Source organism: Weissella oryzae SG25 (assembly GCF_000691805.2).
Classification (GTDB): Bacteria; Bacillota; Bacilli; order Lactobacillales; family Lactobacillaceae; genus Weissella; species Weissella oryzae.
Window position 1 is genome coordinate 100,954 of the sequence record NZ_DF820487.1, and the last position, 15,884, is coordinate 116,837.

The 15,884-nt window shown below is 39.7% G+C and carries 16 protein-coding genes; all 16 read left to right on the plus strand.

The window, feature by feature from the left end; translation table 11 throughout:
• Nucleotides 1–67 precede the first annotated feature (67 nt).
• The 16 genes from TT13_RS03670 to TT13_RS03745 all read left to right on the plus strand — a co-directional run bounded on the left by TT13_RS03670 (nt 68) and on the right by TT13_RS03745 (nt 15,849).
• Nucleotides 68–982 (plus strand): ATPase, T2SS/T4P/T4SS family, encoded by a 915-nt coding sequence (locus TT13_RS03670; protein ID WP_027698742.1) that lies wholly within the window; start codon nt 68–70, stop codon nt 980–982.
• On the plus strand, nt 969–1,973 hold the full coding sequence (locus TT13_RS03675) for a type II secretion system F family protein (protein WP_027698743.1): 1,005 nt from the start codon (nt 969–971) through the stop codon (nt 1,971–1,973). The genes TT13_RS03670 and TT13_RS03675 overlap by 14 nt, the downstream gene beginning before the upstream one ends.
• Nucleotides 1,963–2,271, plus strand: coding sequence for a prepilin-type N-terminal cleavage/methylation domain-containing protein (locus TT13_RS03680; RefSeq protein ID WP_242868516.1), 309 nt, complete (start codon nt 1,963–1,965; stop codon nt 2,269–2,271). The genes TT13_RS03675 and TT13_RS03680 overlap by 11 nt, the downstream gene beginning before the upstream one ends.
• Nucleotides 2,261–2,653 (plus strand): hypothetical protein, encoded by a 393-nt coding sequence (locus TT13_RS03685; protein ID WP_027698745.1) that lies wholly within the window; start codon nt 2,261–2,263, stop codon nt 2,651–2,653. The genes TT13_RS03680 and TT13_RS03685 overlap by 11 nt, the downstream gene beginning before the upstream one ends.
• Nucleotides 2,640–2,855: a hypothetical protein gene (locus TT13_RS03690; RefSeq protein WP_027698746.1), complete on the plus strand. Its 216-nt coding sequence runs from the start codon at nt 2,640–2,642 to the stop codon at nt 2,853–2,855. The genes TT13_RS03685 and TT13_RS03690 overlap by 14 nt, the downstream gene beginning before the upstream one ends.
• Nucleotides 2,824–3,252: a type IV pilus modification PilV family protein gene (locus tag TT13_RS03695; RefSeq protein ID WP_145912334.1), complete on the plus strand. Its 429-nt coding sequence runs from the start codon at nt 2,824–2,826 to the stop codon at nt 3,250–3,252. The genes TT13_RS03690 and TT13_RS03695 overlap by 32 nt, the downstream gene beginning before the upstream one ends.
• Nucleotides 3,253–3,692: 440 nt before the next feature.
• Complete coding sequence (locus TT13_RS03700) at nt 3,693–4,682, plus strand: class I SAM-dependent methyltransferase (RefSeq protein ID WP_027698748.1); 990 nt, start codon at nt 3,693–3,695, stop codon at nt 4,680–4,682.
• Between the two features lie 85 nt (nt 4,683–4,767).
• A complete protein-coding gene (locus TT13_RS03705; protein WP_027698749.1) occupies nt 4,768–5,958 on the plus strand; it encodes an acetate/propionate family kinase in 1,191 nt (396 codons plus the stop codon).
• A 255-nt stretch (nt 5,959–6,213) separates the two neighbouring features.
• Nucleotides 6,214–8,634 carry a primosomal protein N' gene (gene priA, locus TT13_RS03710; RefSeq protein WP_027698750.1) on the plus strand — a complete coding sequence of 807 codons (2,421 nt, stop codon included), beginning with the start codon at nt 6,214–6,216 and terminating at the stop codon, nt 8,632–8,634.
• Between the two features lie 13 nt (nt 8,635–8,647).
• The gene (fmt, locus tag TT13_RS03715) at nt 8,648–9,601 is read left to right on the plus strand and encodes a methionyl-tRNA formyltransferase (RefSeq protein ID WP_027698751.1); all 954 of its coding nucleotides are present in this window, start codon (nt 8,648–8,650) and stop codon (nt 9,599–9,601) included.
• Nucleotides 9,594–10,967 carry a 16S rRNA (cytosine(967)-C(5))-methyltransferase RsmB gene (gene rsmB, locus TT13_RS03720; RefSeq protein WP_045476580.1) on the plus strand — a complete coding sequence of 458 codons (1,374 nt, stop codon included), beginning with the start codon at nt 9,594–9,596 and terminating at the stop codon, nt 10,965–10,967. Before fmt ends, rsmB begins: the two co-directional genes overlap by 8 nt.
• A 32-nt stretch (nt 10,968–10,999) precedes the next feature.
• The gene (locus tag TT13_RS03725) at nt 11,000–11,743 is read left to right on the plus strand and encodes a Stp1/IreP family PP2C-type Ser/Thr phosphatase (protein ID WP_027698753.1); all 744 of its coding nucleotides are present in this window, start codon (nt 11,000–11,002) and stop codon (nt 11,741–11,743) included.
• The gene (pknB, locus tag TT13_RS03730) at nt 11,743–13,560 is read left to right on the plus strand and encodes a Stk1 family PASTA domain-containing Ser/Thr kinase (RefSeq protein WP_027698754.1); all 1,818 of its coding nucleotides are present in this window, start codon (nt 11,743–11,745) and stop codon (nt 13,558–13,560) included. Before TT13_RS03725 ends, pknB begins: the two co-directional genes overlap by 1 nt.
• Nucleotides 13,561–13,578: 18 nt before the next feature.
• Entirely contained in the window at nt 13,579–14,493 is a 915-nt protein-coding gene (gene rsgA, locus TT13_RS03735; RefSeq protein WP_027698755.1) for a ribosome small subunit-dependent GTPase A, read from the plus strand.
• A 28-nt stretch (nt 14,494–14,521) separates the two neighbouring features.
• A complete protein-coding gene (gene rpe, locus TT13_RS03740) occupies nt 14,522–15,181 on the plus strand; it encodes a ribulose-phosphate 3-epimerase (RefSeq protein WP_027698756.1) in 660 nt (219 codons plus the stop codon).
• Nucleotides 15,181–15,849: a thiamine diphosphokinase gene (locus TT13_RS03745; RefSeq protein ID WP_027698757.1), complete on the plus strand. Its 669-nt coding sequence runs from the start codon at nt 15,181–15,183 to the stop codon at nt 15,847–15,849. The genes rpe and TT13_RS03745 overlap by 1 nt, the downstream gene beginning before the upstream one ends.
• The last annotated feature ends 35 nt before the right edge of the window (nt 15,850–15,884 follow it).

Sequence of the window (15,884 nt, forward strand, 5' to 3'; positions counted from 1 at the left end):
CTGGTACTTTTTTTAGCCTTATGGAAGCTGGTGCGCCTCTTATTATTTTGAGGAGGTAGCAACTTATATGGAGATTAGCCAAATTTTTACGGAGTACCAGCAAAAGGCATGCCAATTAAAAAGTAGCGATTTATATTTTTTTCCAGGAAAGGACCATTATCGAGTAATCATATTAAGTCAGTCTAATTATATAGAATGTGATCAACTAAGTTTGCCTTTGGGTCAGCAGCTAATTCAATATATCAAATATCAAGCTGAAATGGATATTACTGATTGTCGACGGCCACAAGTTGGTAGTTGGCAGCTGGGTTTTCAAGGCCAGACAATTACGCTACGTGTTGCTAGTGTGGCAACCGTCAGTGGTTTGGAAAGTTTGGTCGTTAGGTTTTTATATCCACTTTCGATGTTGAATTTACATTTTGAGCAACAATATCGTTTTAAGCGCCTTACCAATAGTTTAGCTATCAAGCAGGGGCTTATTTTGTTAGCTGGCCAAATGGGCTGTGGTAAAACGTCTACGCTACATGCAGCATTAGCTGATTTACCAAGTCATAAAGTTGTAGTGACAATTGAAGAACCGGTTGAAATTTTTAATGCAAATTATCTACAGTTTGAGGTAAATCCACCAGCTCATTTAGATTATGCAGATTTGTTAATGATTGCATTACGACTACGAGCAAATGTAATTGTTATTGGTGAAATTAGAGATAGTAAGACGGCAAGTTTAGCGATAGAAGCCGCTCTATCTGGACATTTAGTGTTAAGCACGATTCATGCACGATCAACTCGAGGATGTTGGCTACGGATGCTTGATTTAGAGGTTACAGAGCCTTTACTTAAAGAGGCAGTTGTAGGTTTAGCATATCAAAAATTATTGGTCAAAGCTGATGGAAGATTAAGTGCAGATTTAGATTATGCAACCGGAGGAGTATTGATTAAATTATTGGAACAAAAGAAGGAATTTACGGATGATATTTTTTAAGACAAAGCGGTGGTCAAGGAAAAAACAAGCCATTTTCTTCAAACAACTCGGTCAATTAATCAAGGCTGGTTATAGCTTAAATCGAGCTCTAATTTTGCTTTCAGTTATTCTAAATAAAGAGTGCACTGTTATTATAACGATGCAAAAACAGTTACAAGATACGGCTAATTTACCAGAGATTCTAAAACCGTATGTGCATAGGTCAATTGTTAGGGAATTAAGCTTTGTTAATCTACATGGTAATCTCACAGGTTACTTAACCGAGTTAGGTGAGCGAATTGATCGGCAAGTTCGTCAGGAAAATCGCTTGCGACAGTTAATGTATTATCCAGTTTTTTTAATAGTGATAACATTAATAATTGCTTGTTTTTTTGCTATGTATCTTTTACCGTTATTGGATATTAGCGAGACGTTTAGTGGGTTAAACATCCTGATAAAAGTATTATATTTAACAGTGGTCATATTTGGAATAGTAATTTATGGATACAAGGTTAAGTTTGCCCGACTTTCTAAGTTGACCCAGTTAAAGTGGTTGTTAAAATTACCATATTTTGGTCAATTACTACGATTGTATTTTTCTAATCGTGTGGCATTACATCTAGCGCTACTTTTTGAAAACGGGGTGGGGTTAATCCAGATTATTGAATATTGTCGTAAGTGTGAAGACAATCCATTATTGATGGAGAGCGCACAGTTAGCAAGTTTAGAATTACAAAAAGGTGATTCGCTAGTGACTCTACTGACGAACAGTCAATTATTTTCACCGCAGCTAGCTCATATATTCCAGCAAGGCAAACGTCAAAATGAAATCGGTGAAGACTTATTGCGCATTGCACGTAATGATTTCACGCATTTTGAACAAAAACTTAATCAACTTTTTGTACTAATTCAACCAACAATCTTTATCGTAGTTGCTGCGGTTATTGTCTGGTTATACATGATGTTATTAACACCTATGTATGGGGAAATGGAGGCACTTCTTGCTAGTTAAAAGAAAAGCATTTACTTTAATTGAAGTTTTAACAACTTTATTTATTATTAGTCTCTTGCTGCTATTAATTTTGCCAAACCTTAATCGCGTCAGAATGCAAGCAGATAATAAACAGGCTCAGGCAATGGCTCAGCTGGTTCAGGGACAAATAGAATTATACCGTGATGAACATGGTGAAAAAGAAGTGACCTTAGAAAAACTACTACAGAATGAAAAATATCTAAATCAAGCACAAGGTCAAAGGGTCAAACAGTTAAATATAAAGATTATTAATAATCAAGCAAAATATGAAGGCTAGAGCAGGATTTCTACTGAGTGAAGCGATTTTGGTATTAGCAATTATTTTGAGTTTGGTCTTACTTGGGAGCAATCTTAGTAAACCAAGGGTTAAAAAAGATAGTTGGCTTAATTTTGAACAAAACTTTAGTTTAGCCTTTGATACGGCCATTGTTAGTAAGGCTACGTTTTTAATTCAGCGGGTCGATTCTCAAACAATCAAGGTCAATGAGACTAATTTAGTCCTGCCAACTGGTTGGCAGCTTCAAAGTCCAAACTTGATGTTAGTTATGAGGCGCGATGGTTTAACTAGTCGACCGAAAACAGTCTATTTTATGAATCAACAGTTAAGGCAAAAGAAGTTAGTTTTCCAAATGGGGGCAGGTACATATGATTTTCGCTAAGCGCCATGCTAGTACAATTTTTGAAAGCTTATTAGCTTTAAGTCTACTGACCTCACTAGCAATTATCGTGATGAGTCAAATGAAATGTATGATACAAAGAGAAAACGATTTGCGAAAAGAAGTGTTTCTGGCTCAAAAAGCTGCACAGGTAGCATATGAAAGGTGGAACGGTGATCAAGAAAAAAGGGTTTTGCTTGATTGAGGCGCTAATTACTTTAATGATTTTTTCTTTTGTGGTTGTTGCTTTAAATGACTTTTATCGTTTACTAAATGAAGCTAAACAACGCCAAATGATTTTACAAAAGAAAAGTCAAGTTCAGCAGATTTGCCAACGGCTCGAAAATTTATTTAGGGCGAGTCAACTAAAAGCGATAACATGGCAGTATTTAAGCTTTGCTAACAAAAGTTATGGGAACTGTCATTTACTATTAGCAAAGCGTAATTTGGTTGTTAAAACACAAGCGGGTGGTCAATTATTTATTATGCGAAATATTGATACGCTAGAGATTCAAAGAGAAACGGTGGATAAGCAGAACCGTTTAAAATTAATCTTGCAGATTGATAAGAAAAAATATCAAGGTTTTATTTACTATGACTAGGTCTGCTAGCATTCTTTTGGAAACGATTCTATATACGACAATAATTTTGACGCTTTTTGCAAGTTGGTTGACTTTTAGTCAACAAAATCAGCGTGTACTCTGTAATCAAATTAATTACTATCTTTGCCGCGAAGATTTGTATTACCATTTGCGAAAAAATGAGGCACTTAAGCACGGGCTATTGATTAAAAATGGCAAACGTGAAGTTTATTATCTTGGTCAAAATATATATCGTTTCAAAGGGCCTAGTTTTGACTTTAACTATGAAATACCATTTTAGGAAGGTAGTGATTTGGAGGATTGACAATAAGCGCAACATTTTGCGTTATAATGGAATGGCTATATTTATACAAAAACGAGTCAACTAGACGGTAAACGGATTAGTTTCGACAGTTTTGGCGGAAATTGAGCGCATTTAGCTATTAAATTTTGGAGATATTATGTACGAAGCAATTGAAAATGCAACAATTAATTTAGAGGCAGCTAGGCAGATATTAGTTGATAAATTAGACATGTCTGTAAGCGAAGCAAGTATTTTATTATTTGAACTAATGTTGAATCAGTCTGATGAAGCTTTTGCTGATTTAGCTGCTACCGATTTAACAGAAATTAAAACTAGTTTAGAGAAGGCTGCTTTTAGTGATTTAAAGTTAGATGAAAAGCGTCAGGTTTTACAATTATTATTAGTTGGTATGCAACGGCAAGATCAGTTACAGGCAAATTATCAAATTACACCAGATGCAATTGGTATGTGGTTTAGTTATTTAGTCAGTCACATCACAAAAAATGAAACAGCACCGCAAATTATGGATTTAACGGCGGGCGCTGGAAACCTCTTAGCAACGATAGCCGAAAATGAGCCTAAGGGCGTTTATTCTGCACTTGAGAATGATGATACGATGATTTCATTGGCTAGTGGCTTGGCAACACTATTGGGACAAACGTGGCAGCTTGAACATGATGATGCAGTTGCGGCTGAAATTAACACGCGTTTTGATGTTGTCATGGCAGACCTACCAGTAGGTTATTATCCTAAGGCGGTAAGTAATGATTTTGTAACTGCTAATCAAAGCGGTAAGTTGTCATATGTGCAACACTTATTAATTGAAAAAGCGGTTAAAATTTTAAAACCTGCTGGTACGGCGCTATTATTAGTTCCAGCTAATTTATTTGATACAGAGGCTGCTAAGGGATTGTTAAAATTTTTGCAGACAGAAAATGTTTATCTACAAGCCTTTTTGCGCTTCCCGGGGAAAATGTTTGCCAGTCAAGCCAATGCCAAGGCTTTGTTAGTCTTGCAAACAGCTGGCGAAGGGGTGAAACAAGCAAGCCCAGTCTTGCTGGCCGCTATTCCTTCGTACACAGACCAACAGGCAACTGAGCGCTTTTTAGCCGAATTAGATGCTTGGTTAATAGAGAATCATCTATAAAATTGATATATTTACCGCCGTTGACCGTTATTTATGCTAAAATAGGATAGATATTTTGAACAAGTTCACAGAGGAGACAACTAACATGGCAATGATTATGGCAGTTAATGCCGGTTCTTCATCATTGAAATTTCAATTGATTGAGATGCCCGCGGAGAAAGTAATTGCAAAAGGACAAGTTGAACGGATTGGTTTGACTGATTCAATTTTCACTTTAAAGTTTAATGGTGAAAAAGTAGAGTTGATCCAAGACATTAACGATCACGAACAAGCAATTAATTTGCTGCTTAACCAACTGCAAGAGCACAATTTGATTGAGCAATTTAATGACATTAAGGGTGTTGGACACCGTGTTGTTGCTGGTGGTGAGTGGTTTAATAAATCACACATTATTGACGAGGATGCGCTAGAGAAGATTGAACGTCTTGCTTCATATGCACCATTACATAACCCAGCAAATGCTATGGGAATCCGGGTTTTCCAAGAACTATTGCCTGATGCAGTTTCAGTTGCAGTCTTTGATACTGCCTTCCACCAGACATTGACAAGAGATAAGTACCTTTATGCACTACCATATGAGTACTACACAAAGTACGGTGCACGTAAGTATGGAATGCATGGAACTTCTCACCGTTATGTTGCGCATCGTGGTGCCGAGGTAATGGGTCGTGATCTAAAAGACTTAAAGATGATTACTTTGCACCTAGGTGCAGGTGCTTCTGTAACTGCCATTAAAGATGGTGTTTCCTTTGATACATCAATGGGCTTCACCCCATTGGCTGGCTTGATGATGGCTACTCGTACAGGTGACGTTGATCCTTCATTGGTTTACTACATCCAAGAGCGTGAAGGCTTGACGAATGAGCAAATGTTAAACGTTCTAAACAAGAAGTCAGGTTTGTTGGGAATTTCAACAATTTCATCAGATATGCGTGACCTACAAGATGTTGAAGCTACAAATGAACATGCTGCTTTGGCAATGAAGATGTTCGTTAATCGTGTTGTGCGTTATGTTGGTGAATATACAGCCGAAATGGGTGGCCTAGATGCTTTGGTATTTACCGCTGGTATTGGTGAAAATTCTTCTATCATTCGCGAGCGAGTTTTGGAGCAATTAGCTTATATGGGAATTACCTTTGATCCTGAAGTAAACAAGCGACGTGACGATGAAATGATTATTTCAAATCCAGATTCAAAGGTCACAGTAATGAAGATTGCTACAAATGAAGAGTTGATGATTGCACGTGATGTTCAAGAATTGATGAATGAGCAATAAAAACTTGGCTTTGATTAGTTCTGGTAGGGTTGTTGAAAAATAATTATTTTTCAATGGTGCTTTAATAGTTTATTTAAATACTGGGCGAATAATACCGAGTGCAACCTTGGCTTTATTCGCCCTTTCTTGTGATAAGTAAATTTAAAAACTAGTTTATTTACTACTAACAGAGCTGAGGCAGACCTTTTTTGACAGCTTTGTTAAAATAACTATTAAAGTAATTCGTCTTTTTACGATTAATGTGGGGAGGTAAGTATGAAGCAAGCAGCAGTAATTGTAGATGTACCGACGATGCAAACCAATCAGCCCTACACATATTTAGTGCCAGAAAGCCTAGAGCAACTAATTGAAATTGGCATGCGCGTAACGGTACCCTTTGGACGTGGTAACCGGTTGGTTCAAGGGTTTGTAACGGAAGTTCAAAGCATTGAACCAAGTGAAACTAATTTAAAGAGTATTGAGGAGTTAATAGAGCCAACCGCAGTCTTGAATACAGAGCTTTTGGCATTAGGGGCTTGGTTGGCTAATCGCAATTTTGCTTTTAAGATTAGTGTTTTACAGATGATGTTACCAAATGTAATGCGAGCAAAGTATACTAAGACGTTACAAGCACTTAATATAGATGCGATTGAGGATCCACAAGTTAAACAACTTTTTATTGACCGTAATACAATTACTTTTGATAGTGAGAATGTGCCAGTAGAGTTACTAGCTAATGTACAGCGAGCATTACGTTTGAATCAGTTACAAATCGGGTATATAGTAGGCAATCGAGCTAAGGAAAAGCTGGTTTTGGCAATAAAACCAGCCTTATCAGCAAGTGAATATGATCAAATAAGACAGGGCTTACGGTCAACGGCGCATAAGCAGGCACATTTGTTGACCTATTTAATGACAATGTCTAATGAATATCTACCACAAGCAGAATTAATTAAGCTATTGGGTATCGATGCCGGTTTAATTACACGGGCCGCTAAGAATGGGTGGGTCGAGCAAGCTAAGATTGAAGTTTATCGTTTACCAAAATTAACGGGAACAATCGAAACAACCCAAGCGCTAAAATTAAATTCTGAGCAGTTGCAGGCTTATCAAGCAATAACAGAAACTGTAATTGCAAAGCAGAATGAGACCTTTTTGTTAGAGGGGATTACAGGTTCAGGAAAGACTGAAGTTTATTTACAGGCAATTGCTGAAACTTTGGCAATTGGTAGAACAGCTTTGATGCTAGTACCAGAGATTACCTTAACCCCACAAATGGTGCGTCGAGTACAAGGACGTTTTGGTGCGCAGGTTGCAGTTATGCATAGCGGTTTGTCAGATGGCGAGCGTTACGATGAGTGGCGGCGAATTAAACGTGGTGAAGTCAAAGTTGTGGTTGGTGCCCGTTCAGCAATTTTTGCGCCATTAGAAAATATTGGTTTAATTATTATTGATGAGGAACATGAAGGTTCTTATAAGCAAGATGAAAACCCACGTTATCATGCGCGTGATGTAGCAATTTGGCGGGCAGAGTATCATCATGCAACGGTTGTTTTGGGCTCAGCGACGCCTTCCTTGGAAAGTCGCGCACGCGCACAAAAAGGGCGCTATAAGTTATTGAAATTAACCAAACGCGCGCAAAATAGCAGTTTACCAACCGCTACAATTGTTGATATGCGCGAAGCCTTGCAAAACGGTTCGAATGAATTGTTTTCACCTTTATTGGCTGAAAAGCTAGTTGATCGTTTAAAAAAATCAGAACAAAGTGTGCTCTTACTCAATCGTCGTGGCTATGCAAATTTTTTGATGTGTCGCGATTGCGGATATGTACCTAAATGTAAAAATTGTGATTTAGCATTGACCATGCATACGGATACCGGCCGGATGGAGTGCCATTATTGTGGTTACAGTGAGCCAATTCCCAATAAGTGTGTCCAATGTGGTTCTGAGCGAATTCGCCCTTATGGTGCTGGCACGCAAAAAGTTGAACAAGTTTTACATAAGGAATTTCCACAGGCTCGTATTATGCGGATGGATGTAGACACAACGCGGCGAAAAGGTTCGGTTGACCAGATGTTAACAGACTTTGGTGAGAAGAAGGCTGATATCCTATTAGGAACACAAATGATTGCAAAGGGCTTAGATTTTCCGGATATTACTTTAGTTGGGGTACTGAATGCAGATACTTCACTAAGTGTGCCCGATTTTCGTGCCTCAGAACGTACCTTTCAATTATTAACACAGGTTGCTGGCCGCGCTGGTCGTGCCGACAAGCAAGGCGAAGTGGTTATTCAAACCTTCAACCCGGAGCATTATGCAATTCAGTTGGCGAGTCAGCAAAATTTTGAAGCATTCTATGAAACTGAGATGCGTCTACGCCACACTTGGCAATATTCGCCATATTTTTACACATTACAAATTAAAATTGCTCATGAAGACCAAGCAGTTGCAGCTAAGATTGCTTATCAAACGGCAAATTGGTTAAAGCAGAAATTAGCAATAGATTCAACCTTACTAGGACCGGCTGCTGGGGCAGTTAGCCGTTTAAAAAATAAGTACTACTATCGAATGTTAATTAAATTTAAAAATGATGATGGCTTAGAGATGGCTTTAAAGGAACTGATGCTTGCTGCACAGCGCTTACAAAAGCAAAAAGTAATACTAACGATTGATCGAGATCCCAATAATTTTATTTAATCAAAGGAGCATTATGACAAAAAGAATTATTTTTATGGGAACACCAGCGTTTTCAGTGCCTATTCTAGAAGCTTTGATTGCAGATCCAGCTTATGATGTGATTGCTGTATTAACCCAACCAGATCGGCCAGTTGGTCGTAAGCGGGTGCTAACACCAACTCCAGTTAAAGTAGCGGCTGTTGCAGCGGGTATTCCAGTCTATCAACCAAGCAAACTTTCTGGTAGTGAAGAGTTAGCGGAAATTATCGACCTTGAGGCTGATTTGCTAATTACTGCTGCCTATGGTCAATTCTTACCAAGTAAGCTATTAGCATCGGCTAAAATAGCTGCAATTAATGTACATGCGTCATTACTTCCTAAGTATCGGGGTGGTGCACCTATCCATTATGCAGTAATGAATGGGGATGCCGAAACTGGTGTTTCAATTATGTATATGATTAAAGCAATGGATGCAGGCGCTGTTTTGTCACAAGCGAAAATAAAGATTGAGGCTGAAGATAACACCGGAACAATGTTTGAAAAGCTAAGTTTGCTTGGGCGCGATTTACTTTTGGAAACCCTACCTGAATTGATTGCTGGTAAGAATGTTCCAACTGAGCAAGATCCGGCCTTAGTTACTTTTTCACCAAATATTACAGCTGAGCAGGAAGTTTTGGACTTTACGCAACCAGCAATGATGATAAATAATCATATCCGCGGGTTGTATCCTTTCCCAATTGCCCACACAGTAATCAATGGTGTGCGTACGAAAATTCAAAAGGCGCATGTGTTAGCTGAAAAAACATTGGCAGCGCCAGGAACGGTCGTTTTAAAGGATAAACACGCCTTGCATATTGCTGCCGGTCAAGGAACTGTAATTGCAATTGATGAGTTACAACCAGCTGGTAAGCCTAAAATGGACATCACAGCCTATCTAAATGGCCATGCCAATTTTGCCGAAGGAGAACAGGTAATTTCAAATGAGTAAAGGAACTAATCAAAAGATTGCGCCTTGGGAACTAAATAATACCCGGGCTTTAGCAATTCGGACTTTAGAACGTGTACAAGATGGTGCTTATTCTAATTTACAATTAAATCAAATTATTAAAGAGTCTAATTTAGAGCCCCGGGATATTCAATTATTAACCACAATTGTTTACGGTGTAATCCAACGCCGGATGACTTTGGAATTTTGGTTAAAACCTTTTGTGAAGGAACCAAAACTATTAGATGCTTGGGTACGCGAATTATTGTATACTGCAATCTTTCAATTAGCCTTTCTTGATAAGGTCCCAAAACATGCAATTTTTGATGAAACAATCAAGCTAGCTAAGCGACGCGGTCACGATGGAATTCGTAAGTTTGTTACCGGCGTATTGCATGCGATTGACCGACAAGGCTTGGCCGATTTTGCAACAATTGCTGATCCAATTGAGCGTTTAAGTATTGAAGCTTCATTACCTGCTTGGCTAATCCAGACAATGAGTAATGAACTTGGTTGGGAAAAGACCGTAACGATTGCACAGTCAATTAACACGGCACCGGCGCAATCAGCCCGGGTTAATTTAGCGGTCACAACAGTTGAACTAGCAAGCGAACGTTTAGTCGCCGAAGGCTTTACCGTTGAGAAATCACAAGTTACACCAGAAGGTTTAATTCTGCATGGTGGTCATGTCGCTAGCTCAGAAACGTTTAATGACGGTTGGGTTACTTTACAAGATGAATCAGCAATGTTGATGGTTCCTAGCTTACAAGTTGAGCCGGGTGATTTAGTCTTAGATGCCGCAGCGGCACCGGGTGGAAAAACGACCCAGATTGCACGTTATCTTTCAAAAGCGGCTGGCGGTCAGGCAACGGCTTTGGATATTCATGCGCACAAGGTCGATTTGATTAAGGCCAATGCTGAACGTTTAAAGGTTGCGGACCGAGTAAAGCCAGTTTTGTTAGATGCACGAAAGGTTGACGAGCAATTTGCTGATGAAACTTTTGACCGAATTTTGGTCGATGCACCGTGCTCTGGTTTTGGCTTACTAAGACGTAAGCCAGAGATTCGTTATGGCAAGAGTATGGCGGATAGTGAGAACTTACAAAAGATTCAGTTAGCAATTTTGGACGCTGTTGCGCCAAAGTTAAAGGCTGGTGGCCGGATGGTTTATGGTACTTGTACGATTTTGAAAAATGAAAATGAAGATGTTATTGATCAGTTTTTAGCAAGTCATTCAGATTTCAAACTTGTGCCAACGTACACAGAATTTAGTTTGAATGCAAGTGATGGGCGTGGTATGGTACATATGTTCCCTGATGACTTTGCATCAGACGGGTTCTTTATTGCGACCTTGGAAAAGCAAGCATAATTTTGTAGGAAAACAGAGAGGCCAATAACAACATGAAAATCACATATGCGTCCGATCGAGGGCGGGTACGCGCTGATAATCAAGACTATGTTGATGTATTCGTAAATACTAGGGGTAGCCAGTTGGCAATTGTTGCTGACGGTGTTGGTGGTGAGTTTGGTGGCGATGTTGCATCAACCATGGCAGTTTTACATCTAGGAAATGAATGGCGTTTAACTGACGTGGCTGATGCAAACGCTGGGCGTAGTTGGCTAGAAGCCATGGCAGCGCAAGAAAATACAACGATTTTAAATGCCGGACGTCGTTATAGGACGTTAAAAGGGATGGCAACAACATTGGTTGTCGCAATTATTTTAGCGGATCAAGTAATCATTGCTAACTTAGGCGATTCCCGTGCTTATTTATTGCGTAATCGTGAGTTACGGCAAATTACTGAAGACCATAATCTAGCTGGCGAATTGTTTAGACAAGGAGCGATTACAGCTGATCAAGCAGCTGAACATCCTGGTCGCCACATCATTACCCGTTCTTTAGGGGTGGGGGAAGATGTGGCTTTAGACATCTATCAATTTGCTTTGCAAGTGGATGATTTACTACTTTTGACAACAGATGGGTTACCAAAAGTTTTGTCAGATAAGGAAATTGTCAATGAAATTGAAAATGCCGATTCACAAAAATCAGCAGTTGAAAATCTAATTAAGAATGTTAATGCAGGTGGTGGACCTGATAATGTAACAGTCCTTTTGGGTTATCAGGAAAACGAGGGCCAAATCTAATGAAATTAAATCAATTAATTGGCGATCGCTATCGAATTATCCGACCAATCGGCGAAGGCGGTATGGCTAATGTCTACCGAGCTTTTGATGTAATTTTACAACGTGATGTAACCGTTAAAATTTTACGATTTGATTTGCGAGATAAAGACGTCGTCCGTAAGCGCTTTGAAAATGAAATTGCCGCTACGGCTGAACTTAGTCATCCCAACATTGTCCAAATTTATGATTTTGGTGATGAAGATGATGATCAATATCTAGTTTCTGAATTTGTAGATGGAATGGATTTAAAACACTATATTCAAGAGGAGTTCCCAATTTCTTTTTCAAAAGTAATTGATATTATGGAACAAATTTTGGCAGGTGTGGCTGAAGCACATGAACATGGCATCGTGCATCGGGATTTAAAACCGCAAAATGTTTTGATTGCCCGTGATGGCGAAGTTAAAATCACCGATTTTGGTATTGCACAGGTCGAAACTTCATTGGGCCTGACGCAAACTAATTCGGCAATTGGTTCGGTGCATTACATGTCGCCTGAGCAAATTAAGGGCAAGTCAGCAACAGTTCGCTCAGATATATATGCGTTAGGAATTATTCTTTATGAGATGTTAGCTGGACATGTGCCTTTTGATGGCGAAACGCCTGTTGCAGTGGCAGTTAAGCATACACAAGAACAGATACCTTCTGTGCGGGAAATTGATGCGCGGATTCCACAAGCTTTGGAAAATGTAATTATTCGGGCAACGGCTAAAGAGCCAATGCAAAGATATCTTTCGGCGACTGAAATGGGTAATGACTTGCGGACGGCACTTTCACCAGCACGGCTTAATGAGAGTCGCTTGGTTTTACCAGGTGAAGAGCTGGTTGAAGCAGTGACGAAAGTATTGCCACTACACGAGGTACAAGAGTTAACTAAGAGCCCAGTAAAAGCAGCTGAGCAAGATAACGATGAAGCCTTGCGAAAAACGGACAGTAAGGCAAAGAAATCAAAAAAGAAGCTTGATCCAAAGGCCAAAAAGAAGCGCCGACGGCGGATTATTTTGGCAAGTTTAGCTGCCCTTGCTGTAATCCTAGGGACGCTTTGGGCGGTTGGCGCAATGAGCCCTAAGCGGGTTACAATTTCCAATTTAAATGGGCAAACTGAGGCTGCGGCTAAAAAGACTTTGCAACAAGATGGTTTAACCGTTGGTAAGGTAACCAAGACTGCCTCAAATGTTGCGGTTGATTCGGTTGTACGCACTAACCCAGGTGCAAATAAGGTTGTTGATCGAGGCAGTAAGGTTGATTTGGTAATTTCAAGCGGTCCTAAAAAGGAACGCTTTGGCGACTATGTGAATGAGCGCTATAGTGCAGTTGCTAGTCAACTAAAAGCTAAGGGATACACCGTTCACAAAAAGGAAGTTGCGAGTGACGAGTATCCAACTGGCTACATTGTTTCGCAAAACATCCAAGCTGAAAAGCAGGTAGTACCAGGGGATACAACGGTTACTTTCACTGTTTCAACGGGTGAAACTAAGATTACGGTCCCTGACTTCAATAACCGATCACAAGACTATGTTGCGGGATGGGCAAATGAAAATGGGGTTGTTGTTAATTACACTGACACTAATTCAAATAGCGTTCCAGATGGTCAGGTAGTCAATCAGAGCATTGCAGCTGGTCGGACAATTACCAAGAATCAGGTGCTTTATGTAACGATTTCACGCGGCAGTGGTAACCAGGATAATTCTAGTTCATCAAGTCAAGCATCTAGTTCAAGTTCTTCGAGTTCTTCAAGTTCTAGTTCAAGTTCTTCAAGTTCAGCAGCAAATAGTTAAGGTAGAATAGGAGTAAATATGGCGGAATATCACGGACAAATTCATCTTGCTTTAGCTGGATTTTATGATGTCCTTGCTGATAATGGGATTATGTATCGCACACGAGCACGTGGAAACTTTCGCAAGCGCGATGTAAAACCACTGGTGGGTGACTGGGTGACCTTTTCAGCAGAAACACAAAAAGAAGGCTATATTTTAGCACTTGATGAGCGTGAAAATGCGCTTGTTCGGCCGCCAGTTGCCAATGTTGATCAAGCATTTGTTGTAACGGCTGTCCGGATGCCCGATTGGTCAAGTAATTTGTTGGATCGTCAACTAGTAGCGCTTGATGAAAAAGGAATTGAACCAGTTATTTATTTCACCAAAACAGATCTATTAAATGACGCTGAGATGGATTACATGAAGACTGTGGCTACGGGTTATCAAGCGGCTGGTTTTCAGGTGATTTTACCAGCTACAGCTTTTGATATAGCTAGTTTAGAAGCAGTTAAAGGGCTCTTACAAGATAAGCTATCCGTCGTAATGGGCCAAACTGGTGCAGGTAAAAGCACTTTGTTAAACCATTTGCTGCCAGACTTAGATTTGGCAACAGGGGAAGTTTCTAAAGCTTTAAGTCGTGGTAAACATACAACACGGCAAGTTGGTTTGGTTTCAATGTTCGGTGGCTTAGTTGCTGATACACCTGGATTTTCATCTTTTGAAGTTTTTGACATGCCAGCAAATGAATTAACACAGCATTTTCGTGAATTCAATCGTTTAGCTGGGCAATGTCGCTTCCGTGGCTGCGTTCATCTAAATGAACCCGGTTGTGCGGTTAAAGCAGCACTAGAGGCTGGTGAAATTATGCCTTCGCGTTATGAAAATTACAAATTATTTTATGATTTGATAGAAGGTCGTCGGCCGGTTTATAATAAACATGATAAAAAACATTAATGCAGATATATGGGAGTAAAGTAAAACTATGACAATTAAAGTTGCACCTTCAATTTTAGCAGCCGATTATTTAAACCTTGAACGTGATGTGAAGTTGGTTGAAGCCGCTGGCGCTGAATTATTGCACATTGATGTGATGGATGGCATGTTTGTACCATCAATTTCTTACGGTCCAGGTTGGGTTAAAGCATTGCGCCCAATGACCGGGCTTGTTTTAGACGTTCATTTGATGGTTGAACAACCTGAACGCTACATTGACACCTTTGCAGCTGCTGGTGCTGATATTATTGGGGTTCATGTTGAGGCTACTCAACACATTCACCGTGCACTACAACAGATTAAGGGACACGGTAAAAAAGCTGAAGTTGTAATTAATCCAGGGACGCCGGTTAGTGCAATCGAATCAGTTTTGGACATGGTTGATCAAGTTTTGGTTATGACTGTTAATCCTGGTTTTGGTGGACAAAAGTTTTTGCCAGCAACGTTGAAGAAGATTGCTCGTTTAGCGGAACTTAAAGCTGAATTTGGCTATGATTTTGATATTGAAATTGATGGCGGCGCTAACGATGAAACAACGGCCTTAGCTTACCAAGCGGGTGCTACAGTCGCAGTTGCCGGTTCATATGTTTATGACAAGGTTGACCCAGCCGCTAAAATTGCTAGACTAAAGGCTGTAACAACTGACTAATGAAAAAAATGCACGTTTTAATTGGTGGCCCAGTTAGCGAATGGCCTGATGAATTAGCTACTGGTCAGATTGCTGGCCCTTGGGTCGCAGCTGATCGAGGTGCTCTACGCTTGTTAAAGCTGGGGATTGTACCTGAACTAGTAGTTGGTGATTTTGATTCAATGAGTGCGACTGAGAAAGCTTTAGTTGATGCTCAGGTAGCTCGGCGGGTTGCGGTAAGGCCGGAAAAAGACGAGACAGATACAGAATTATTGTTGAGCTTATTAAACGAAGATAAAAGCATAGATGAAATCATAATTTACGGAGCAACTGGCGGACGGCTAGATCAGTTGTTATCAAATTTATGGATTTTTACGCAAGAACGCTTTTTGGATTTAGTGCCTAAAGTTCAAATAGTTGACCGGGTAAACGTTCTTAAGTTATTTTTGCCAGGGCAACATACAATTAAACGATTAGATTCAATGCATTATTTGGGTTTTATGAATCTCACACCTGTAAAAAATCTTACGCTACTTGATGAAAAATATCGTTTACAGGAGTGGTCATCAACAGTGCCTTTTTCGTGGTCATCAAACGAATTTAGCGGAACGGTAAATCATTTTTCTTTTGATGCCGGAATTGTTGCTGTAATCCAAAGTCGCGACTTGCATGGCCAGCAAGGTGACTAAAAAAACGTGTAAAGTAAAAATACTTTACAGAAAAT